Raw genomic sequence first — 22,299 nt, 5'->3', positions numbered from 1 at the left:
ACACTTAGCTCGCTTTACTGAATTCGGTAGGATCTCGGGATGGTTGATGCAAATTCTGCATCAACCAGTTTCCTAAAACCTCTACATTATCAAAGCAAGCCAAAGAATTTGCAGACCGCAAGGCATCGGCTGGGTGGGCGCCATAAGTGACTGCGATTGCATCAACTCCGGCCGCTTGGGCCATCTGAAGATCGTGCGTTGTATCCCCAATCATCAGCATCTTGCGCACTGGAACTTGAAGACGATCCGATAAGTCCATCAACATGCCTGGGTGAGGTTTGGCGAAGGACTCATCCGCAGTTCGTGTGTCATGAAATAGATGTTCTAACTGATGATGACGCAAGGATCGATCGAGCCCGCGTCTAGGCTTACCGGTTGCCACCCCCAACATAAAGCCCTGGGTCTTTAAGCTCTCAAGCAAGTCTCGCATACCCGCAAAAAGATGCAGCTCATGATCTTTTGCTAAATAGTGATAGCGAAAGCGATCCACGAGCGTTGGAAAATGCTTAGGGTCGATGGTTGGCACGACACGTCGCAGTGAATCATGAATACCTAAACCAATCACATAGCTCGCAATCGAATCCTCGGGTACCGGAAAATCAAGGTCTCGGCAGGCTTGTTGAATGCACTGAACAATCGTTGGCGTGGAATCCATAATCGTGCCATCCCAGTCCCACACGATTAACTCATAACGACGTTCGTTTGTCTTCAATCGATCTCTTTCGGTTGTAGCGTTTTAGCCAAGAAACGGCTGTCCCATTGTGCGAGAAAATCATGAAACCGTTTTGGCAGATCGGCTTCAATACGCATTTTCTCCAAAGTTTTAGGATGCGAAAAGACCGCAAGATGCGCATGGAGAAAAAGTTGCTTAACTTTCAACTCCCTGTCGCCAGCTTCCAATCCATATTTATCATCTCCCAAGATTGGGTGTCCGATTTTTTGCAAATGCACCCGAATTTGATGGGTGCGCCCAGTTTTTAACTGCGCCTCAACCAATGTAAAGCTCGCGTCATCAGATTGAAAGAGCTCAGTAACCCGAATGTTGGTGTGACTTGCTTGTCCTTTTGGGTCCACCCGAACCCGACGCTCACCGTTCTCTAGAAGATATTTCAGCAGAGGGAACTTTAACTGCTTCGTGCCACTGATTGCATCCATCGCTCCATGAGCAATTAAGCGATAACGCTTATCAGTTAAGCCCTCCCGAATCTGCCGATGCATTTCCAGAAGTGCGCTGCGCTTTTTTGCCATGATCAGGATTCCGGAAGTGTCTCGATCTAAGCGATGAACCAGCTCCAAAAATGCATTCTCTGGTCTCGCCTTACGAAATAACTCAATCGCCCCCAACTGCACACCCGAACCCCCATGGACCGCCAGTCCAGAGGGTTTATCAATTACCAACAAATATTCATCCTCAAACAAAATAGGGATATCCGTTGCCAGGGTTTTAGCCTGAGCTTCCGAGATCACTTGATCCAATTTCTTAGGCTCAGCCAATCGGGTTGGAGGTAAGCGAACCACATCGCCCTCAACCAGGCGAGAGCTTGGCAATGCCCTCTTTTTGTTAATCCGCACCTCGCCTGAGCGAATAATTCGGTAAATATGGCTTTTTGGAACCCCTTTAGCCCACCTTAATAAATAATTATCCAGTCGCTGACCGGCAAAATCCGGTCCCACGGTTTCCAAAACAGCTGCCAAAACCTTAGTTTTAGGGGCATCCTTGCTCGAAATACGTGGTTTTGAGGGGGGCTTTATCGATTTATTCATTGGAATATTCCCATTGTCGACCGTTTTGTGTCCTATAATCAAGGCTCTAAGTCATTGATGACTAAGAATTTGAATTCCGGAGCTTGGAGTCGCCCATGAATAGACTCCCGGGGTTGCCCCTCTCCCGTTTTAATGAGGCGCAAGGGTTGGCGTGATATTTGCCGCGACCCCCGAAAGCAGATGACCGTTTTTAAAACGAGCGCCTACATTGAGAACTAAAGGACATCTCTGTGGCGAGCGTTCATGTGAGACCTAAGCCAATTTAATTGGTATTTTTCCTGTTTAGGAACTTTGTTGTCTCACCCCAGCACTCTGGGGATTTTCTTCAGAGCTTATTTGTCATCCACTTCGTGTCGCTCAAGTCCGCCTCCCATTTAGGAGAGTGTTATGAAGCGCATGTTATTCAATGCAACGCAACAGGAAGAGTTGCGGGTTGCCATCGTTGATGGTCAAAAATTAATCGATATCGATATTGAAACTGCCGGCCGCGAACAGCGCAAAGGCAATATTTATAAAGGGGTCATCACCCGTATTGAGCCGTCTTTAGAGGCCTGCTTCGTCAACTATGGCGAGGAGCGGCACGGTTTTTTACCTTTTAAGGAAGTTGCAAGAACCTACTTCAAGGATGGTATTGATGTCCGCAATGCGTCGATCAAGGATGCACTGAGAGAAGGTCAAGAAATCATTGTTCAGGTTGAAAAAGAAGAGCGCGGTCAAAAAGGTGCCGCCCTAACCTCCTTTATCTCCCTAGCAGGTCGCTATTTAGTATTAATGCCAAACAATCCGCGCGGAGGTGGTGTATCTCGCCGCATTGAAGGTGAGGATCGGCAAGAGTTACGCGAAGCCATGGCGCAACTTGAGGTACCCGACGGAATGAGCATCATTGCTAGAACCGCAGGAATCGGTCGGGATGCCACCGAGTTGCAGTGGGACCTTAATTACCTCATGCAATTATGGAAAGCCATTGATGAGGCAGCCAAAGCAAACTCAGCACCCTTACTCATTTACCTAGAGTCGAGTCTTGTGATTCGTGCCATACGAGATTATTTCCAGCCTGACATTGGCGAGATTTTGATTGATACCGATGATATTTATGAGCAAGCCCAGGCATTTATGTCAGTGGTGATGCCGGATAACTTGCCTCGGGTGAAGCGTTATCAAGATGACGTACCTCTCTTCTCACGCTTCCAAATTGAGCATCAAATTGAAACCGCCTATTCCAGAACGGTTCCCCTACCCTCTGGCGGTGCGATCGTCATCGATCATACGGAGGCCTTGGTATCGGTCGATGTGAACTCCGCACGCGCAACGCGTGGGTCGGATATTGAAGAGACGGCAACCCGAACCAATCTCGAGGCGGCCGATGAAATTGCACGGCAAATGCGCCTGCGTGATCTTGGCGGTCTAATCGTGATTGACTTCATTGACATGGAGTCCTCGAAGAGTCAGCGGGACGTTGAAAATCGTCTGCGCGATGCCTTGCGCCATGATCGCGCACGGGTGCAAATGGGCAAGATTTCAAAGTTTGGTTTGATGGAGCTCTCGCGTCAGCGTTTGCGCCCAGCTCTATCAGAAGGCAGTCACGTTACTTGCCCACGATGCAATGGAACCGGTCATATTCGTGATACCGAATCCTCTGCATTACAAGTCCTGAGAATTATTCAGGAAGAAGCCATGAAGGAGAATACCGCCGCGATCCACTGCCAGGTGCCAGTGGAGGTGGTTGCCTTCTTGCTCAATGAAAAGCGGGCTGAAGTGATCAAGATTGAGACGCGCTTTAAGGTGCATATTTTGATGATCCCTAATAAGCATCTGGAGACCCCTCATTACAAATTAGAACGTCTGCGTCATGATGACCCTCGTCTAGATGAACAAAAACTGAGCTATGTCATGGTGGAGGAGGCCGCACGCGAGCTTGAAACCGATGCAGTCATTGGTCGCAAGAACGATGAAGTGCGTGCTCGCCCCGAGGCTGCAGTGAAAGGGATCACCCCGAGTCAACCAGCACCCGCAGCATCACAGCGTCCGGTTCGGGATTCCAAACTTAGTTCCTCCACTCCAGAGTCAGGTGGTTTCCTCGGGTTCATTAAAAAACTCTTTTCCTCAAGCGCTCCAACGGCAGCCCCAGAGACAAAACCAAATCCCCGATCTGAAAATCGTGGCCGCAATGGTGATCGCAACCGCAACAGGGGTCGCAATCGCAATGAGAAAACTGCTGAGCCGACCGAAGCTGCAGCGAATCGGCCAACACGTTCAGAAGGTCGTGGCCGTAACCGGGGTGAGCGTCAAAATACTCAGGAGAAGGTAGAAGCCACTATCCCAGCACCGCAAGTGGTAGGCGCCACCGATGAGACTGAAAGCGCTGGGGACGAACGCCGCCGTGGACGTAACCGTCGAGGTCGCGGTCGCAACCGTGGCGACCGAACCGAGCGCAATGACGCTAGTAACTCAGCAATGGCTTCTGAATCCAATCCGGGCTTTCCGATGGGGCTCGGCGGTCGCTCAGCAAGTATGCCGCTCACTCGAATTGTGAACACCTTCCGAGAATCTGCCGGAGGACGCCGTCCTAATCAGCGCAGGGAGCGACATGAAAAAGTGACTCCAACCACAATTGAATCGATGACTGTACCTGCAACGAGCCTGGAAGTGGTTGCTGCAGCACCTTTACCTGAGCTACCTAGAGTAGCATTCACACCCTTAGCTGAAGAGCCATTAAAGGATGTCGTGCAAGGAGCGGGAATGGTTTGGGTGGGAACAGATCAATCGAAATTGGCGGAAGTTCAAACCCAGATTCAGGCAGAAAGCCCAGCGCCCCGCGTGCCGCGAGAGCCTAAAGCGCCTGCAAGCCTGCCAACAGGCCCGATGGTGCTGATCGAGACAGGCGGTCAAGAAAAAACCATCGATAAAACGATTTAGTCGTTTAAGGCCATAATGTGAATGATGGTAAAGCCCGTCATACCGATTCGCAAAGAGACCCCCAGGGGTCCTTTGCCGTTGATCCCAAATACCCTCAGCGAGGCGCATGGCCGCACCCTTGATCGTCGTCAGCGGCCATTACGTGATTTACGCATCTCGGTCACCGATCGGTGTAATTTTCGGTGCACCTACTGCATGCCCAAAGAGGTATTTAATCAAGACTATCCATACTTGGCGCAATCCGAATTATTAAGTTTTGAAGAGATTCATCGCTTAGCCGCGATTTTTGTTTCTCTTGGGGTCGAAAAAATTCGCTTAACTGGTGGTGAGCCCTTGCTTCGAAAAGATCTCGAAACCTTAATTTCTATGCTGGCCAAACTTCGAACTCCGCAACATGAGCCGCTGGACTTAACCTTAACAACCAATGGCAGTCTTTTAACTAAAAAATCAGGACTACTAAAAGCGGCCGGCTTACAACGCCTAACGGTGAGCTTGGATGCGCTCGATGATGCGATCTTCAAAGCGATGAATGATGTCGACTATCCAGTCAGCGATGTGCTCAAAGGAATTGAGGCAGCACAAAAGGCGGGCTTCGAAGGCATCAAAGTCAATATGGTGGTTAAGAAAGGGGTGAACGACCACGAGATCCTACCAATGGCGAAGTATTTTCGTAATCGCGGCATCACGCTGCGCTTCATTGAATTCATGGATGTTGGCTCCTCGAATGGCTGGAATCTGGATCAAGTGCTACCTTCTGCCGATGTTATTGCCAGGATTGCTGAACACTTCCCCCTTGAGCAAGTCGACCCGAATTACGCCGGCGAAGTCGCTCAACGCTGGCGGTATCAGGATGGGGCTGGCGAAATTGGTGTGATCTCGAGTGTGACCCAAGCGTTTTGTCATGAATGCTCCCGTGCCCGGCTGTCCACAGATGGTCAGCTGTTTTTATGTTTATTTGCTACCGAAGGATTTGATTTCAAAACCCTCATGCGCTCTGGTCGTTCTGATCTTGAAATTGCAAACGCTGTTATGCAAACATGGTCAAACCGCGATGATCGCTACTCCGAGATCAGACATCTTCACACCAAGAATTTAGAACGCAAGCAACGTAAAGTTGAAATGTCCTATATTGGTGGTTAGGGCCTGCCGATGATTGCGCGTTCTGAAATTACCGGTCTCTTACTTGCGGGCGGTCGTGCGCAGCGCATGGGCGGGATCGATAAGGGCCTAGTACCCTTTCAAGGCAAGCCTTTAATCGAACATGCCATTCATCGCCTTGCGCCACAAGTCTCAGGTTTACTAATTAACGCCAATCGTAATCACGATATCTATTCGCACTATGGCTATCCTATTGTGGCCGATGAGAGTCAGGATTTTGCTGGACCCTTAGCGGGCTATCTGGTTGGCCTTAAGGCTTGCGATACGCCTTATATGGTGACCGCTCCTTGCGATTCTCCCCTTTTTCCAACTGATTTAGTCACGGCACTCGCCGATCGACTGGAAAAGGAAGAAGCGAATATTGCCTATGCATCTAGCCAAGATTCTGAAGGGAAAATTTGGGCGCAACCGGTGTTTTGCTTAATGAAACGAGAGGTACTTGATTCGTTGGAGCAATTTTTAGCTGACGGGCAGCGCAAGATTGATCGCTGGTTTACATCTCAAGATGCATGTACCGCTATTTTTGCAAATGAATCTGCATTTGCCAATGCCAATACTCCAGAAGAGCTAGCTCAATTAGAAAAATTTACCAACTAAAGATATGGAAACCAATCAAGCAAATCAAGAGTTCCAATCGGATTTTTTATCCGTAACGGATGCGCGGCAAGCCATTGCTGACTTAGTTACATCCAGTTACGAATCGTCGGGAATGCATCTCCGAAAAGAGACCTTGCCTCTCCATCAATGCCTCGGTCGCATCTTAGCGAGCGATCTTTTATCCCCCATCGATGTTCCTGCCCATGACAACTCTGCCATGGATGGGTATGCATTCAATAGTAGTGAACTATCTGATGATCGCCAAGATCTTGCATTAACTATCATTGGAACACTGCATGCCGGGCAAACTGAAATGCCTACCGTTAAATCTGGGCAATGCATCAAAATCATGACGGGTGCCTTGATGCCCACAACATGCGACACGGTAGTCCCCCAGGAATTTACCAAGACTCTTAGCAATGGTCTGGTAAGCTTTTCCAGTGACGTCGTTCGTGCCGGCGAGAATCGTCGCTTACGGGGCGAAGATTTGCAGTCGGGCAAAGCAGCCATTTTGCAGGGCCGAATTTTGCGCCCTGCTGACCTGGGTCTTGCGGCATCCTTGGGTATTCATCAGCTTGAAGTCTATCAGCGGACCAAGGTGGCCATCCTCTCCTCTGGCAATGAGCTCTGCGATATCCATGAGTCTTTAGCACCTGGCAAGATTTTTGACAGCAATCGCTATAGTCTGCGCGCCTGCATTGAGCGACTGGGTATGGAGGTGATTGATTGCGGGATCGTGCGAGATAACCCCGATAATCTTCGCAAGGCTTTCATTACGGCTGCCCAAACGGCTGATGTCATCATCTCCTCAGGTGGGGTCTCGGTTGGAGAGGCGGATTTCACTAAGCAAATGATGGAGGAGTTGGGTGAAGTTGGATTCTGGAAAATTGCCATGCGCCCTGGTCGACCCATGGCATTCGGTAGCCTTAAGCCAAGTTCGAGCAAGTCTACTCCTACCGTATTTTTTGGCTTACCCGGTAACCCCGTGGCGGTGATGGTGACCTTTTATCAATTTGTTCGCAACGCGCTATTACAGCTAAATGGTGCCAAGTGGGTTGAGATTCCCTTGATTCCAGTTCGATCTGCTGTCGGAATTCGAAAGAAATCCGGTCGTACCGAGTTTCAACGGGGGATTCTATTTCAGGATGACCGGGGTCAATGGGCCGTTAAAACAACGGGTAGCCAAGGTGCTGGGATTTTGCGCTCCATGAGTGAAGCCAATTGCTTCATCATTCTTCACCATGACCAGGGAAATATTGAGCCTGGCGATTGGGTGGATGTAGAGATTTTTGATGGACTGCTTTAAGATGGCGGGATCATGAAATTTACTAAAAAAGAAATTGTATTTTTAGATCCCATGCACACTGCCAAAACCTTAGTTTTGGTTTACCTGTGCTTCTCCGTCCCAATCGTACTGTTGGCTCTGTTTGTTGCCTTTATTCGAGACGGCTCAATTCCTGGGTTTACAGTCATTTCTGCCCTTGTACTTAATGCCATCCTGGGCTTTGGGCTCTTATGGATTGCCTGTAAAGTCTATAACTGGGTTGCAGAAAAATTTGGCGGTATTGAACTTGCCCTTAAAGAACTTCCCGAAGAGACGGACGATATTCAGCAGTAAAGCTTGGCAAAATTAGTTCTTCCACAATTCGGTATTGATCAAACTCGGCGGACGTTTTCCCTCGAGAGCTGCGCTAAGGTTTTCAGCCGCTAACGCAATCATGGCACGTCGAGTTTTTTCAGTCGCACTGGCAATATGGGGCGCCAGTACCACATTACTTAACTTGAGCAACTCCGGATGAACTTTCGGTTCACCCTCAAAAACATCAAGACCTGCGGCAAAGATTGTTTTTGCTTTTAATGCAGCCGCCAAAGCTGCATCATCCACAATACCACCACGGGCAATGTTAACTAGCGTAGCAGTCGGTTTCATTAGCGCAATTTCTTTGACGCCGATTAGATGATGGCTCTCTGCAGAGTATGGCACCACCAAGATCACATGGTCAGCTTCGCGAAGTAGGGTTTCTTTATCAAGATATCGAGCACCACACGCTTTTTCATCCGCCTCGCTTAAGCGTTTACGGTTGTGGTACATCACTTTCATCCCAAAGCCTAAAGCGCGCTTCGCAATCCCTTGGCCAATTCGGCCCATACCAATAATGCCCAAGGTGGTGTGATGCAAGTCCATACCTAGTGGGTTGTAAACGATGGACATCTTGTCCCATTGGCCATTCCGAATCCAATGCTCTGACTCCGTAATTCGTCGGGCTGTCGCCATTAAAAGTGCAAAGCCAAAGTCGGCCGTTGTATCCGTTAACACATCCGGGGTATTGGTAGCCATCACCCCAGCTGCGGTCATTGCAGGCACATCAAAATTGTTATAGCCAACAGAAATATTAGCCACAATCTTTAGGTCTTTCGCATCAGAGAGGGTGTTGCGATCAATTCGCTCACTCCCAAATACTAAGGCTCCCTTGACTTCGGCAAGATGCTTGCGTAATTGCTCTGGAGAAAAAATGTCATCCGCCTGATTCGATTGAACCTCAAATTTCTCCTCCAATTGTGCTAAGGCATCTGGAAAAATGGCACGGGCAACGAGGATTTTGGGTTTGGTTGTCATGGCTCTATATAGGGGTGTGATATCGGTGGAATCAAGACTTTACACCATTTGGGATAAAATCCAATGATTGATAAATTTCGTGTTTTTGATGGCATTTCTTCCTTAGAGCGAGCTATGACCTACGTTGTCACTGAATCCTGTATCCGTTGTAAATACACCGATTGCGTTGATGTATGCCCCGTTGACTGTTTTCGCGAAGGTCCAAATTTCCTGGCAATTGATCCAGATGAATGCATTGATTGTGCGGTATGCGTACCAGAGTGTCCTGTCAATGCAATTTACGCAGAAGATGATGTGCCAGGTGATCAACAAAACTTCATTGCAATCAACCTTGAGCTCGCAAAGCAGTGGCCAAGTATTACAAAATCCAAGGCGCCTCTGGCCGATGCAGATGATTGGAAAGATGTCAAAAGTAAGCTTGAGCATCTCGAGAAGTAATACCAAACTGCACTATCTTAATTTCGCATGCGCCAATTTCATGAACTCATGCACCATGTTCTCGAGCATGGCGCCCAAAAGTCGGATCGCACCGGGACCGGAACTTTATCGGTTTTTGGCTATCAGATGCGCTTTGACCTTGCAGAAGGTTTTCCACTGGTCACTACGAAGAAACTTCACCTGAAATCCATCATTTATGAGCTTTTGTGGTTTCTGAGCGGTAATACCAATAATCAATGGCTCAAAGAGCGTGGTGTATCCATTTGGGATGAGTGGGCCACTCCCAACGGTGATCTTGGGCCGGTTTATGGCTACCAATGGCGATCCTGGCCTACCCCCAATGGCGAGCATATTGATCAAATTAAAGAGATCATTCATACCATCAAAACCAATCCAGATTCCCGCCGCATTATTGTCTCTGCTTGGAATGTCGCTGATATTCCCAAAATGGCCTTGGCACCCTGCCATGCCTTTTTTCAGTTTTATGTTGCCAATGGAAAACTCTCCTGCCAACTCTATCAACGTAGTGCTGATATTTTTCTTGGTGTGCCTTTTAATATTGCCAGTTACGCATTACTAACGCATATGGTTGCAGAGCAATGTAATTTACAGCCCGGTGAGTTTATTTGGACCGGTGGAGATTGTCATTTGTACAGCAACCACCTGGAACAGGTGAAGCTTCAGCTATCACGCACACCCTATCCATTGCCGAGCCTTAAGATTCATCGCAAACCTGAGTCGATCTTTGATTATCAGTTTGAAGACTTTGAAATTATGGGCTATGAGTCTCACCCCCATATTAAAGCGCCGGTTGCGGTCTAAATCAATTGAGAACAAAACCTGCTATTTCGATGATCGTTGCTCGCTCACGCAATCATGTGATCGGCAAAGATAATCAAATGCCCTGGAAGATCTCGGCGGATTTGCAATTTTTTAAGAAAGTAACCATGGGTTACCCCATTATTATGGGGCGTAAGACCTGGGAATCGATTGGTAGGCCCTTACCTGGAAGACGCAATATTGTGGTTAGTCGCAATTCTGCCTATCAGGCAAATGGGGCTGAGCTTGTCTCGTCGCTTGAAGAGGCCTTGCAATCATTGCGCGAGTTTAAGCGAGTGTTTGTGATTGGTGGTCAACAATTATTCAATCAAGCCTTTCCATTAGCAGATCAGCTCTTCATTACCGAGATTGAGCTGGAGGTTGAGGGCGATACCTTTTTTGAGATCCCCGATCAGCAGAATTGGCAAATCGTTGAGCAGATTGCGGCAAGCGAGGGTGATATTCAGTTTAGTTATGTGACCCTAAATCGAGTTCGCCACTAACTATTTACCGCCAATCGTCATCGAACCGATCAAAATCGAGCCTGTTTCTTTGGTACCACGAATAATGGTGTCGTCTCCCACTGCGGCAATATCCATCAACATCTCTTTGAGATTGCCCGCAATTGTAATTTCCTCAACCGGATGTTGAATCTCGCCATTTTCTACCCAGTAACCAAACGCACCACGTGAGTAGTCACCCGTTACGTAATTAACGCCCTGCCCCATGAGCTCTGTCACCAGTAGACCAGTGCCCATTTCTTTAAGTAAACTGGGCAAACCTCCGGATGGGGTATGTTGACTGTGCAATCTCAGATGATGGGCACCGCCAGCGTTGCCGGTGGTTTCCATTCCTAACTTACGAGCTGAATAACTGGATAAAAAATATCCTTGCAGCTCTCCCTTAGCAACGACTGAGCGCGCTTGGGTACGAACCCCTTCTTCATCAAAAGGAGCGCTACCGGTCTGTCGTTTTAGATGCGGTAATTCAAATAAATCAAGATGGCTTGGCATCACAGGTTTACCAAGACTGTCTAGTAAAAAACTAGAGCGTCGGTAAAGTGCGGCCCCTGAAGTTGCTTGAACCAAAGATCCGATCAGCCCAACCGCAATGGGAGCCTCAAAAATGACTGGGCAACGACGCGTACTTAATGACTTCGCATTTAAACGAGAGAGGGCGCGTTGGGCCGCATATCGACCAATCCAGCTTGGTTTAGCAAGTTCAGTGGGTACCCGAGAGGTACTGTACCAATCATCGCGCTGCATCGAACTGGTCTTCCCCGTTGCATTCGCAATCGGAGCACATGAAATAAAGTGTCTTGAGTATGGATAACCACCGATAAATCCGTTACTGGTCCCCAACATAAAGTGCGCTTGATGCGCAGATACCGAAGCTCCATCGCTATTAACAATGGCTCGATCAACCGCAAAAGCCGCTTTCTCTGCCTGCCGTGCAATTGCAATTGCTTTTTTACTGTCGATTTCCCATGGATGAAATAAATCCAAATCCAATGGGTGGTGCTCGAGCAGATCCGGGTCGGCCAATCCAGCGCAATCATCTTCTGCAGTGTGTTTAGCAATGTGAAAAGCGGCTTCTACCGTGGTTCGTAATGACTCAGGTGAGAAGTCACTGGTGCTGGCATTGCCTCGGCGCTGACCCAAATAAATACTAACCCCGACTTGCTTATCAACACTCTGCTCAATCGTTTCTACCGCCCCTTTACGGACTGTGACGGATAACCCATGGCCCTCTGAAATTTCAGCAGCAGCGTCTGTGGCCCCAACTCGCTTGGCTTCTGCCAAAATAAAGTCAATAATGATTCTGAACTGATCGTGTGAATATGCAAACATCCTCTAATGATAGCTAGAATAGAACCATGAAGCAGCCAAGCCCCTTTGAACGCAGTTTTCCTAATGAAGCCAAAATTGGCTTGGTCTCAATTTCAGATCGAGCCAGTCAAGGGGTTTATGTCGATGAGGGCATTCCTAGCCTGCGAAATTGGCTATCACGCGTCATCACCACGCCGGTTGTTTTCCATGAGCGCCTGATCCCTGATGAAATAGAACACATCACCTCAAGCTTGATTGAACTCGTTGATGAAATGGGCTGCGATCTAGTCTTGACCACCGGCGGCACCGGCCCCGCACGTCGGGATGTCACCCCAGAGGCAACTCTAGAAGTGGGGACTCGTGAGATGCCTGGCTTTGGGGAGCAAATGCGTCAAATTAGTCTGCAATTCGTACCCACCGCAATTTTGTCAAGGCAGGTGGCTGTTCTGCGAGAAATTGAAGGTCATAGCGCCCTGATTCTCAATCTTCCGGGCCAGCCTAAATCCATTCAAGAGACCCTAGAAGGCTTAAAGGACTCTGAGGGTAAAGTCTTAGTTCATGGGATTTTTGCAGCTATACCGTATTGCATTGAGCTCATGGGTGGGCCGATCATTGAAACCGATGAGGCCATTGTCAAAGCCTTTAGGCCCAAGAAAAAGAAGTAATTAATCGCTAGTTGGCGTGGGTAGCCGAAAGAAGTGCTCTCGGTAGTACTTTAGCTCCTCGATCGATTCCATAATATCGGCTAATGCCGTATGGGCCTGCTGCTTTTCAAAACCTTTTACCAAATTAGGTTGCCAACGTTTTGATAATTCTTTAATGGTTGAAACATCAACATTTCGATAATGGAAATAGGCTTCAAGCTTAGGCATATACCGAGCCATAAAGCGTCGATCTTGGCAAATTGAGTTACCGCACATTGGCGCAGTGTTCGCTTTTACATATTGCTTTAAAAAGGTGATGCACTGCTGCTCAACCTCCGGCTCACTCAGCGATGAAGCCTTCACTTTATCCACCAGACCGGATTTACTGTGCGTTCCTTTATTCCAAGCATCCATGCCATTTAAGACCTCGTCCGTTTGGTGAACAACCCATACCGGCGCTGTGGCTATTACGTTCAAGTGAGCATCGGTAATGATCATCGCGATCTCCAAGATTCGGTCGCTGTCGGGCTTTAGGCCGGACATTTCCATGTCGACCCAAATCAAAGGATCATTCCCGTTGGGGGTGTGCTTCATTTGTTCGCTCATCTCTATAATACCTTCATGACCTTTACATTGATCTTCATTGCCGCCCTACTGCTAAGTGTTGGTATGCGCCACTGGTTGGCCATGCGACAAATACGCCATGTTGCCCTCCACCGCGCTAGTGTACCGAATGAATTTGCTTCGCGAGTTTCTTTGGCTGATCATCAAAAAGCAGCTGATTACACGATTGCTAAATTACGCTTAGGTCTTCTCGAAAATGCCTTTGGTGCATTTGTGTTGATCGGCTTTACCTTGCTGGGTGGCTTGGAGTGGCTTAATCAAACGCTCTTGAGCTTAGTGGGACCAGGCATTACCCAGCAAATCCTTCTTTTGGTTTCTCTGGCCTTCATTTCCGGTACATTAGATTTGCCTTTTGCCTGGAAAAAACAATTTGGGATTGAAGCAACCTTTGGCTTTAATCGCATGACCCCGCGCCTCTTTTGGCTGGATACCTTCAAAGGAATTGCCTTGGCGGCTGCGCTTGGTTTACCGCTCTTATGGTTAGTTCTCGAGCTTATGGCCACTAGTGGCACTTATTGGTGGTTGTGGACATGGGTAGTTTGGACACTATTTAATGCCCTACTGCTATGGCTCTTTCCCACGGTAATCGCACCCTTATTTAACAAATTTAAGGCGCTCGAGGATGGCCCCCTAAAAACCCAAATCGAGCAACTCTTAAAACGCTGTGACTTTGCTAGTCAAGGTCTTTTTGTCATGGATGGGAGTAAACGAAGTGCCCATGGCAATGCTTATTTCACAGGTATCGGCAAAGCCAAGCGTATTGTCTTTTTTGACACCCTGATTGAAAAGTTAGAGCCCTTAGAGGTAGAAGCAGTTCTAGCGCATGAGCTGGGTCATTTCAAGCGTCAACATATCCGTAAGCGTTTACTGGTCTCATTTGCTCTCAGTTTTGTCATGCTAGCTATTTTGGGATGGATTAGTTCACAACCCTGGTTCTATTTCGGATTGGGGGTAACCCCCGATCTCAATGGTTACAACGGTGGTCTGGCTCTTGCCCTCTTTATGTTGGTAGCGCCTGTATTTGGATTCTTTTTTACGCCACTGGGAAGTCTTGCTTCGCGTAAACATGAATACGAAGCAGATCATTTTGCAGCCCAAAAGTCATCCGCAAACGCCTTGATCTCTGCCTTGGTGAAGCTTTATCAAGATAATGCCTCCACCCTCACCCCCGATCCAATCTACACTGCTTTCTATAGTTCCCACCCTCCGGCCCCGTTGCGGATTGCGCATCTTCAGCGATTTGCATGAGTGATATTCGGTAATGGGTCCTTTTCGTGCCCTTCTAAGCGCTTCGTATGGCAGACATTACTTAGCGCAACGGATTGAGGCTGATGGATCCCATCACGGGCCATTCATTCATGTGAGTGCTCCTGGTAAACAACACCTTGGGGCAGTTGGCGATCGCTTGATTCTAGAGAGCACTTCGGCGGATCAGGCCCGTATTCTTGAGATTGAACCTCGCAAGAATTTACTGTATCGCTCAGATGCATTTAAGAGCAAGAGTATTGCCGCCAATGTTGATCAGATACTGATTGTTTTAGCAACCGCGCCCGCATTCTCGCCAGATCTTCTCGGACGCGCAGTTATTGCGGCTGAACTAAATCAAATTGATCTTCATATCATTTTGAATAAATGCGACCTGCACGATAAGCTTGTGGCGGCGCGTAATCAGCTTGCCCCATATAAATCGATGGGTTATGCCGTGCATGAAGTCTCTGCAAAATTTAATCCGCAATCGCTCGACGCGCTTGTACCGCTCTTAAAGGGCAAAGTATCGGTTTTGGTCGGCCAATCTGGCATGGGCAAATCAACGCTTCTGAACGCCTGGGTCCCCAATGCAGCCGCTGTCACCCAGGAATACTCTCAAAAACTAGATAGTGGCAAACACACCACTACAGCCTGCCGCTATTTTGATCTACCCGAATGGGGTCGCGATGCGAATGGTTTGGGAGCAATCATTGACTCACCAGGCTTTCAAGAATTTGGCCTTGCGCATGTATCGGAGAGTCAGTTACAACATGCCTTTCGGGAGTTCAAACCCTATTTGGGTCAGTGTCGCTTTCATAATTGCAAACACGACAATGAGCCTGATTGTGCGGTTCAAGCGGCTGTCTTGGCAGGAGTCATTGCGAGTGAACGCTTAGCACTCTTTAAACAGCTGGTCTCAGACTCTAGGACAGCGGATATTCAGATCCAGGGAATTAGCCCAGCCAAAGAGCGATGGTCAACATCGCTAAAACCACCATACAAACGATAAGGGCTCGCCACACCAGCCCGATTGCTGAGCGCATGGATCGCTCGCTAGGCTCGTGGCCGATTTCATAGATGGGGGGCTCACCGGCCTCGGCACGTGCCAAAGCCTCATCGCTGGTTGGCTCCCGCAGAGGCTCTCCTAAACGAACGCCTAGTGCACCACTACCCGATGCCAATAAAACAGCCGAGAGTGGATCCGTCCACTTACTGGTGAGATTACGCCAAGCATAAATGGCATCTTCAAAATTACCCACGATAGCGAAGCTAATTGCACTGAGGCGAACTGGGACCCAGTCCAATATATAGAAAAAATGCTTTGCTGCCTCAGATAAATTGAGGCCAAACTTCTCCCAACGCCTACTCGCCTTATCTGCGAGCCGGTATAAAACAACTCCGGCGGGGCCAATTGGCATTAAGAACCAAAAAAATACCCCAAATACATGGCGATGCGCCCCAATAATGGCTCGCTCCAAAGCAATCGCGATGATCTCACTTTCGGATAGATGCGAGGTATCAAACTCATCCCCCACCCACGCTTGCAGTGCTAGCCGCGCGGCAGGAAGATCATGGTTTTGAATCGCTTCATGAACCTCGGTAAAGGAGTGGCTAAATTGCCGAAAACCAAAGAACAGATACACGATGATGATGTTCCATACAAATGCCAATAATGGGTTCACGATGTATGCAAATACATAAACTGCGAATACCAATACTGTTGGTAAGCCAAATCCAACCAAGCAGGCCAAGCGGGCGCCTACGGGAGTGGCACCTTGCTCGGATTTGCCACCAAACTCCTTGGCAACCCAATCGAGCCATCCAGCACTCATTCTCCGAATCCAATGCGATGCGGTAACAGGCCGGTATTGCTCGGCAATGAGAGCGAAGAGAATAGAGAAAAAGGTCATGCTTTTAATAAATGATATAGATTTCGTAACATTCCAGCAGTAGCTCCCCAAATAAAGCGATCCGCATACGGAATGGCATAAAACCGTCGCGAGCCTTCATCACTATGCCACACCCGTATCTCGTGATTCGCTGGGTTCATCAGAAATGGCAGAGGAACCTCAAAAACATCCGCCACCTCAAATGGGTCTGGACGATATGCTCGAGGGGGCTCAACCAGAGCAACTACGGGGGTCACGCGATAACCGGACACAGTCAAATACTCCGGCATGGTCCCAATTACATCAATATGATCGCTGGGCAAGCCGATCTCTTCCTCGCTTTCGCGCAATGCGGTGGTAATAATTGATTCATCAGCAAAATCCTTGCGACCACCAGGAAAGCTAATTTGCCCAGCATGATCATGTAAATGCTCGGTTCGCTGAGTTAAGAGAACATTTAAACCGTTTGGCTGCATCACCAGCGGTAACAAAATAGCTGCTTCTGTAATCAACCCTTCCGCCTCGCGTTGCGCGATGATATTACTCGCCATCACATGCCGATTTTCATCGGTGATTTCAGGGGCCCATGGTGGTGGAGCAGCAAAATGCTGTCGTAGAACGTTAGCATCAAACAAATGGTCAGACACTCGCGCTTGATCCTCGCAGCGATGTGCAATAGGCACCCTTCGCGGATTAAAACTCGGTGGAGCAGCTAAGCTCTTTTTGATGGATGTGGATGAATGAACCATGCCATCATTTTAGGTGATTTAGATAAACAAAAAGGCGACCGAGGTCGCCTTGATTGCTGGTGCCGGATTAATTATTCAGCGCTTTGCTCAGCAACGACCTCTTTAGCACGGGCGGTTAGCTTCTCTTTAATACGTGCGGACTTACCAGAACGATCGCGCAAGTAATACAACTTGGCGCGACGGACATCACCGCGACGCTTCACTTCAATACTAGCAATCAATGGTGAGTAGGTTTGGAATGTACGCTCAACTCCCTCGCCCGATGAAATCTTGCGGACAATGAAGCTGGAATTAAGACCGCGATTGCGTTTAGCAATCACCACGCCCTCAAATGCCTGAGCGCGTTTACGGGTACCCTCAACAACATTCACGCTAACAACAACGGTATCGCCAGGAGCAAAACTTGGAATGGTTTTGTTGGCAGTTAGGCGAGCAATTTCTTCTTGCTCAATCGTTTGAATCAAATTCATTTCAACTCCTTTGGCATCGTATTGACGTTAATCCCACATGAGTGGACTCAATAGAGGATGCAATTTAATTTTCGCCAAACCTTCGGGATTCAAGCGTCTTTAAAAACGCTTCATCGTTTGGGTTTAGCAACCCATTTGCACGCGCCTTGACGATGAGGTCTGGGCGGCGCTTAAACGTCAGCTCTAACGACTTTTGCCGACGCCAATCCATTATTTTAGCGTGATGTCCGCCCAAAAGCACGTCTGGCACCGATTTATTTCCATAAACCTCTGGACGGGTGTAGTGGGGATGGTCTAAAAGGCCATTCATAAAACTATCTTGTAGAGCTGAGTCTTCGTCCCCTAAAGCCCCGGGAATTAAGCGGATTACGGCATCCATGAGGATCATGGCTGGCAATTCACCCCCCGAAACCACAAAATCACCGATTGAAACCTCAAGATCCACTTTGTCGTCAATAAACCGTTGATCAATAGCTTCATAACGACCACAAATTATGGTTAATTGTCGATAACTGAGGATATCTGTCGCTAACTTTTGTGAAAATGGCTCTCCTTGGGGGCTTAATAAACAAACCGGCCCAGGATTAATCCCTCGATTAAGATGGGAGCGCCCCACAGCCTCAAGACAAGAATCTAAGGGTTTAGCCATCATCACCATACCAGGGCCACCACCATAAGCCCGATCATCGACTGTTTTTCGGGAATCCTCAGAAAAATCCCTGATATTCCATGTGGTTACAGAAGTTAGCCTTTGCTCACAGGCGCGGCCGGTTACCCCATATTGCGTGAGAGCGGTAAACATCTCGGGGAAAAGCGTCAACACATCAAAATCCATCTTGGTCGTATTCATACTCATTGACTCCAGTTGGGCTGCCAATCCACCACGACTCTGCCAGAGGGCAAGTCGGCTGATTTCAACTGAACTGATCTAACGATGGCGGGAACAAAAGGAATCAGCTCACTGCCAATCGTCATGACTGGATGAGCACCAAATTCAGCCATGTCCTCAATATTGCCTAGCCGAATCCCCTGCTCGTTATAGACCTCGCACCCAATCAAATCAATCCAGTAATAGGCATCTTTCTCAGGAGTTGGAAATGCCTTTCTTGGGAGCAAAACCGTCTGACCCTTAAGAGCTAGTGCAGCATCCCGATCACAAATGCCATCCAAAAGCATCACCACGTAACCAGAATGAATTTTTGCGCTTTGTACGCGATAAATAGCGGGAAGTGCAGCAGAGTGAGGACCTTGTACGTAAGCCTCTTTACAGGCCAAAAGAGCAATCGGGTTGGGAGAATAAGGGCGAACTTTGATGTGGCCTTTTAGGCCCTGGGCATCGAAGACGATACCCAAATCAATCAAATCAGAGGGGGGCTGATGACCGCTCACCACTCCCCCTTCAATCATGGCCAAACTTAGGCCGCTGGATGATCCTTGATCAAACGCTTTACGGTTGGCGAAATTTGCGCACCAACGCCGGACCAATAGGTTAAACGGTCTTGAGAAATACGCATTGCCTGCTCTTTTTCAGAAGCTTTGGGATTAAAGTAACCCAAACGCTCGATGAAATTCGAGTCGCGACGATTGCGTTTGTCGGTAGCAACGATGCTAAAAAAAGGGCGCTTTTTAGAACCGCCGCGGGCAAGTCGAATGACGACCATAGGTATTTCCTTAAAATCAAATGATTACAAAATGGCTGGCTGAATCGTCTTCGCTCAAAAAGGTTTATAGACCAACGAGTGTGACGATTACAGAAAACCTCATATTCTAGACGAAATGCCCCAAAAACTCCATCACTGCACCAAAGATTATTGACCGTGACCAATAAAAATACATATAAATCAGAGGCTTATATAAAAAACTCCGAGCTGCAGGTCTCGCACCCCAAGAGAAGGCTAATGAGACTCATCGGCTCATTTCCAATTTTTTTGATCGGTTGCGCCAATATAGTGCCGCCCTGCCCTGGGAAAACGACCCCACCCTACTCCGAACTCGTTGGCACCCAATGGGAACTAAATCGCTGGAATATGCCACCAAACAGTATGGGTGAGGTTCGCCTTCGCTCGATGCCCAATGATGGTGGCCCAAAAATGAGTTTGCAATTCAGTCAGGGGCGAATGAGTGGCTACAGCGGCTGCAATCGCTTCACTGCGCAAATCATCGAAGATCCTCGTGGCTTTCAGATTGAACAGATCGCCACCACTCGTATGGCCTGCGCTTCAAATCGCGAGGATATTGAACGCGATTTCTTATATTTACTGAGGGATTACCGAAGCATTGCACGTGATGGTAATTATTTACTTATCATTGGACCCAATCGCGAAGTATTAGGCTTTAACTTAACCCAACGAAGCAATCCATGAGCACTTCATTTCGGTCAAAATTACTATTTTCTGCGCTGGGACTTTTTCTTCCAGGAACTGGATTGAATTGCTTTTATTTACTCGGTATCAAAAGCTTTTGGGGTTGGATTCAGTTTGCATCCCTAATCGCGGGCATTCTGGGTTTGATGCTCTTAAATACAAGCCCAGAGTCTTCTGCGGCAGCTTGGGTTTTGATTGTTCTTGGGTTTATTGCGCTAGAGGCCAGCTGGTTAAGTACGATTGTGTTTGGATTGCGTCCCGATGAGAAATGGGATGCGCAATTTAATCCTTCATTTCAAGGCAACCAAAAAACGGAGTCCGGTTGGCCTGTCGTAATTTGCGTAATCCTCTCGCTAATAATTGGCGCAGGGGTCATGATGAGCTTTCTGGCTATTGGCTTTGAACAATTCTTCATCTACCAAATTGAAGAGGCCAAAAAGATCAGCCAATAAGTTGGGCTTAGATCGAGGCAGTTAACTCAGGTACAAGAGTAAACAAATCGCCAACTAATCCATAGTCCGCCACTCCAAAGATTGGAGCATCAGGATCTTTGTTAATCGCCACTATCACTTTTGAGTCCTTCATGCCAGCAAGATGCTGGATTGCTCCAGAGATACCGACTGCAATATAAAGCTGTGGGGCCACAATTTTCCCGGTTTGACCTACCTGATAGTCATTGGGTACATAACCCGCATCTACCGCTGCCCGGGAAGCTCCGAGAGCGGCACCAAGCTTGTCCGCTAATGGCTCAATCAACTCCTTGTATTTCTCTGCAGAGCCAAGTCCACGACCACCAGAAACAATAATTTTTGCGGCAGCTAACTCAGGACGGTCCGATTTGGTTAACTCACGACCAACAAATTGACTCGCAGTAAATGGTTCTACTGCAGCGATAGTTTCGATTGAACAGGATCCACCAGTGCCGGCAGGATTAAAATTCGTGGTCCGTACCGTAATTACCTTTTTAGGGTCAATCGTTTGAACCGTCGCAATCGCGTTACCCGCATAAATGGGACGCTCAAATTGATCGGCAGACACAACCTTAGTGATATCGGAAAGCTGCGCAACGTCCAGCTTGGCTGCAACCCTAGGCATCACACTTTTACCGTGGGCCGTCGCAGGTGCTAAAAAATAGTCATAGCTAGAAGCAAGGGCAAGAATTTGCTCCGCAACCGACTCTGGTAATTGATCCGCAAAATACGGTGCATTGGCATAAAGAACCTTTCCAACCCCCTCAATCTTGCTAGCTTCCTGGACTATTGCATCCACATCATGGCCCACTACCAAAATATCGACCACATTGGCGCATTCCTTAGCAGCGCTTACCGCATGATGCGTGGCCATTTTTAATGATTGCTGATCGTGCTCAGCGAGAACCAGTGCAGTCATTACAGTACCTTTGCTTCATTTTTTAATTTATCAATCAAAGTTGCTACATCGGGTACTTTGATACCTGCTGAGCGCTTTGGCGGCTCCTCGACCCGAATGGTTTTCAGTCGTGGGGTGATATCAATTCCTAGATCATCAGGCTTTACGATATCTAACTGCTTTTTCTTGGCCTTCATAATGTTGGGTAGAGTGACGTAGCGCGGCTCATTTAAGCGAAGATCGGTTGTGATCACCGCAGGTAAAGAAACTGCAACGGTCTCAAGACCACCATCAACCTCACGCGTGACCGATGCCTGCCCATTACTAATGGTCACCTTAGAAGCAAATGTTGCCTGGGGAAGATTGAGCAAGGCGCCCACCATTTGGCCGGTTTGGTTACTATCATCATCAATTGCTTGCTTACCCATAATGATGAGCTGAGGCTGCTCTTTGGAATAGACTGCTTGAAGTAATTTAGCAACTGCCAAAGGCTGTAATTCGATATCGGTCTCGCATAAGATGGCCCGATCTGCACCGATCGCCAAGGCAGTTCTTAAGGTCTCTTGGCATGCCTGGGGGCCTGCTGAAAAAGCAATAATTTCTGTAACAAGGCCTGCCTCTTTGAGTCGAACCGCCTCCTCAACAGCAATTTCATCAAAGGGATTCATGCTCATTTTGACATTGGCAATGTCCACCCCCGATTGATCCGATTTGACGCGAACCTTCACGTTGTAATCGACCACTCGCTTAACTGCGACCAAAACCTTCATGAAAGACGACCTTTTTACGTATCTAAACGTCCATTT

The 22,299-nt window shown here is 48.1% G+C and carries 26 protein-coding genes; 13 read left to right on the top strand and 13 right to left on the bottom strand.

Translation table 11 applies throughout. The annotated features are described in order from the left end of the window. Positions 1 to 4 precede the first annotated feature (4 nt). Positions 5 to 712 (bottom strand): HAD-IA family hydrolase, encoded by a 708-nt coding sequence (locus QUE61_RS02545; protein WP_286307377.1) that lies wholly within the window; start codon positions 710 to 712, stop codon positions 5 to 7. Next, complete coding sequence (locus tag QUE61_RS02540; protein ID WP_286307376.1) at positions 709 to 1,764, bottom strand: RluA family pseudouridine synthase; 1,056 nt, start codon at positions 1,762 to 1,764, stop codon at positions 709 to 711. Before QUE61_RS02540 ends, QUE61_RS02545 begins: the two co-directional genes overlap by 4 nt. A 387-nt stretch (positions 1,765 to 2,151) precedes the next feature. Here QUE61_RS02540 and QUE61_RS02535 point away from each other — a divergent pair, with 387 nt between their 5' ends. The 5 genes from QUE61_RS02535 to QUE61_RS02515 are packed head-to-tail and all read left to right on the top strand — an operon-like array spanning position 2,152 to position 8,053. After that, on the top strand, positions 2,152 to 4,680 hold the full coding sequence (locus QUE61_RS02535; protein WP_286307375.1) for an Rne/Rng family ribonuclease: 2,529 nt from the start codon (positions 2,152 to 2,154) through the stop codon (positions 4,678 to 4,680). A gap of 24 nt (positions 4,681 to 4,704) precedes the next feature. Then, entirely contained in the window at positions 4,705 to 5,820 is a 1,116-nt protein-coding gene (moaA, locus tag QUE61_RS02530; protein ID WP_286308249.1) for a GTP 3',8-cyclase MoaA, read from the top strand. Between the two features lie 9 nt (positions 5,821 to 5,829). Further along, entirely contained in the window at positions 5,830 to 6,435 is a 606-nt protein-coding gene (gene mobA / locus QUE61_RS02525) for a molybdenum cofactor guanylyltransferase MobA (protein ID WP_286307374.1), read from the top strand. A 4-nt stretch (positions 6,436 to 6,439) separates the two neighbouring features. Next, entirely contained in the window at positions 6,440 to 7,741 is a 1,302-nt protein-coding gene (gene moeA / locus QUE61_RS02520; protein ID WP_286307373.1) for a molybdopterin molybdotransferase MoeA, read from the top strand. Positions 7,742 to 7,753: 12 nt separating this feature from the next. Then, a complete protein-coding gene (locus QUE61_RS02515) occupies positions 7,754 to 8,053 on the top strand; it encodes a hypothetical protein (protein WP_215371662.1) in 300 nt (99 codons plus the stop codon). Positions 8,054 to 8,065: 12 nt separating this feature from the next. On the opposite strand, the gene QUE61_RS02510 is transcribed toward QUE61_RS02515, so the two are convergent. Further along, a complete protein-coding gene (locus tag QUE61_RS02510; RefSeq protein WP_286307372.1) occupies positions 8,066 to 9,052 on the bottom strand; it encodes a 2-hydroxyacid dehydrogenase in 987 nt (328 codons plus the stop codon). Positions 9,053 to 9,166: 114 nt separating this feature from the next. Here QUE61_RS02510 and fdxA point away from each other — a divergent pair, with 114 nt between their 5' ends. From fdxA to QUE61_RS02495, 3 genes are read left to right on the top strand one after another with little or no spacing between them, the layout of a single operon-like run. Continuing rightward, positions 9,167 to 9,490 (top strand): ferredoxin FdxA, encoded by a 324-nt coding sequence (gene fdxA, locus QUE61_RS02505; RefSeq protein ID WP_108509308.1) that lies wholly within the window; start codon positions 9,167 to 9,169, stop codon positions 9,488 to 9,490. A 27-nt stretch (positions 9,491 to 9,517) separates the two neighbouring features. Then, positions 9,518 to 10,312, top strand: coding sequence for a thymidylate synthase (locus tag QUE61_RS02500; protein ID WP_286307371.1), 795 nt, complete (start codon positions 9,518 to 9,520; stop codon positions 10,310 to 10,312). A gap of 5 nt (positions 10,313 to 10,317) precedes the next feature. Then, positions 10,318 to 10,812 carry a dihydrofolate reductase gene (locus tag QUE61_RS02495; RefSeq protein WP_286307370.1) on the top strand — a complete coding sequence of 165 codons (495 nt, stop codon included), beginning with the start codon at positions 10,318 to 10,320 and terminating at the stop codon, positions 10,810 to 10,812. Here QUE61_RS02495 and pmbA read toward each other — a convergent pair whose 3' ends face one another. Then, positions 10,813 to 12,159: a metalloprotease PmbA gene (gene pmbA, locus QUE61_RS02490; protein WP_286307369.1), complete on the bottom strand. Its 1,347-nt coding sequence runs from the start codon at positions 12,157 to 12,159 to the stop codon at positions 10,813 to 10,815. 26 nt (positions 12,160 to 12,185) lie between these two features. Here pmbA and mog point away from each other — a divergent pair, with 26 nt between their 5' ends. After that, the gene (gene mog / locus QUE61_RS02485) at positions 12,186 to 12,803 is read left to right on the top strand and encodes a molybdopterin adenylyltransferase (protein WP_286307368.1); all 618 of its coding nucleotides are present in this window, start codon (positions 12,186 to 12,188) and stop codon (positions 12,801 to 12,803) included. Here the strand turns inward: mog and orn are convergent, their stop codons facing one another. Beyond that, positions 12,804 to 13,388, bottom strand: coding sequence for an oligoribonuclease (gene orn, locus QUE61_RS02480; RefSeq protein ID WP_286307367.1), 585 nt, complete (start codon positions 13,386 to 13,388; stop codon positions 12,804 to 12,806). It abuts the gene before it with no gap. Between the two features lie 15 nt (positions 13,389 to 13,403). Here orn and QUE61_RS02475 point away from each other — a divergent pair, with 15 nt between their 5' ends. Together QUE61_RS02475 and rsgA are read left to right on the top strand one after the other, a co-directional pair. Then, complete coding sequence (locus QUE61_RS02475) at positions 13,404 to 14,654, top strand: M48 family metallopeptidase (RefSeq protein ID WP_286307366.1); 1,251 nt, start codon at positions 13,404 to 13,406, stop codon at positions 14,652 to 14,654. Positions 14,655 to 14,667: 13 nt separating this feature from the next. Next, positions 14,668 to 15,663 carry a ribosome small subunit-dependent GTPase A gene (gene rsgA, locus QUE61_RS02470; RefSeq protein ID WP_286307365.1) on the top strand — a complete coding sequence of 332 codons (996 nt, stop codon included), beginning with the start codon at positions 14,668 to 14,670 and terminating at the stop codon, positions 15,661 to 15,663. Here rsgA and QUE61_RS02465 read toward each other — a convergent pair. From QUE61_RS02465 to rpsP, 6 genes are all read right to left on the bottom strand, one after another. Then, complete coding sequence (locus QUE61_RS02465; protein WP_286307364.1) at positions 15,608 to 16,564, bottom strand: CobD/CbiB family protein; 957 nt, start codon at positions 16,562 to 16,564, stop codon at positions 15,608 to 15,610. The two genes, rsgA and QUE61_RS02465, sit on opposite strands and share 56 nt — an antisense overlap. Next, positions 16,561 to 17,292 (bottom strand): CoA pyrophosphatase, encoded by a 732-nt coding sequence (locus QUE61_RS02460; protein WP_286307363.1) that lies wholly within the window; start codon positions 17,290 to 17,292, stop codon positions 16,561 to 16,563. The genes QUE61_RS02465 and QUE61_RS02460 overlap by 4 nt, the downstream gene beginning before the upstream one ends. A gap of 71 nt (positions 17,293 to 17,363) precedes the next feature. After that, complete coding sequence (gene rplS, locus QUE61_RS02455; protein WP_108507973.1) at positions 17,364 to 17,762, bottom strand: 50S ribosomal protein L19; 399 nt, start codon at positions 17,760 to 17,762, stop codon at positions 17,364 to 17,366. A 64-nt stretch (positions 17,763 to 17,826) separates the two neighbouring features. Further along, positions 17,827 to 18,597, bottom strand: a complete 771-nt coding sequence (trmD, locus tag QUE61_RS02450; RefSeq protein WP_286308248.1) for a tRNA (guanosine(37)-N1)-methyltransferase TrmD — start codon at positions 18,595 to 18,597, stop codon at positions 17,827 to 17,829. Between the two features lie 17 nt (positions 18,598 to 18,614). Then, positions 18,615 to 19,169 carry a ribosome maturation factor RimM gene (gene rimM / locus QUE61_RS02445; protein ID WP_286307362.1) on the bottom strand — a complete coding sequence of 185 codons (555 nt, stop codon included), beginning with the start codon at positions 19,167 to 19,169 and terminating at the stop codon, positions 18,615 to 18,617. Positions 19,170 to 19,177: 8 nt separating this feature from the next. Beyond that, entirely contained in the window at positions 19,178 to 19,423 is a 246-nt protein-coding gene (rpsP, locus tag QUE61_RS02440) for a 30S ribosomal protein S16 (protein ID WP_286307361.1), read from the bottom strand. A 237-nt stretch (positions 19,424 to 19,660) separates the two neighbouring features. On the opposite strand from rpsP, the gene QUE61_RS02435 reads away from it, so the two are divergent. Next, the gene (locus QUE61_RS02435; RefSeq protein ID WP_286307360.1) at positions 19,661 to 20,125 is read left to right on the top strand and encodes an META domain-containing protein; all 465 of its coding nucleotides are present in this window, start codon (positions 19,661 to 19,663) and stop codon (positions 20,123 to 20,125) included. Further along, positions 20,122 to 20,577 (top strand): hypothetical protein, encoded by a 456-nt coding sequence (locus QUE61_RS02430; RefSeq protein WP_286307359.1) that lies wholly within the window; start codon positions 20,122 to 20,124, stop codon positions 20,575 to 20,577. The genes QUE61_RS02435 and QUE61_RS02430 overlap by 4 nt, the downstream gene beginning before the upstream one ends. A gap of 7 nt (positions 20,578 to 20,584) precedes the next feature. Here the strand turns inward: QUE61_RS02430 and QUE61_RS02425 are convergent, their stop codons facing one another. Further along, positions 20,585 to 21,514: an electron transfer flavoprotein subunit alpha/FixB family protein gene (locus QUE61_RS02425; RefSeq protein ID WP_286307358.1), complete on the bottom strand. Its 930-nt coding sequence runs from the start codon at positions 21,512 to 21,514 to the stop codon at positions 20,585 to 20,587. Then, positions 21,514 to 22,263 carry an electron transfer flavoprotein subunit beta/FixA family protein gene (locus QUE61_RS02420; RefSeq protein ID WP_286307357.1) on the bottom strand — a complete coding sequence of 250 codons (750 nt, stop codon included), beginning with the start codon at positions 22,261 to 22,263 and terminating at the stop codon, positions 21,514 to 21,516. The genes QUE61_RS02425 and QUE61_RS02420 overlap by 1 nt, the downstream gene beginning before the upstream one ends. Between the last annotated feature and the right edge of the window lie 36 nt (positions 22,264 to 22,299).

The organism is Polynucleobacter sp. HIN5 (genome assembly GCF_030297555.1).
In the GTDB taxonomy this organism is placed as follows: Bacteria; Pseudomonadota; Gammaproteobacteria; order Burkholderiales; family Burkholderiaceae; genus Polynucleobacter.
Note: the sequence above shows the minus strand (reverse complement) of the source record. Positions and strands in the feature narration are given on the sequence as shown.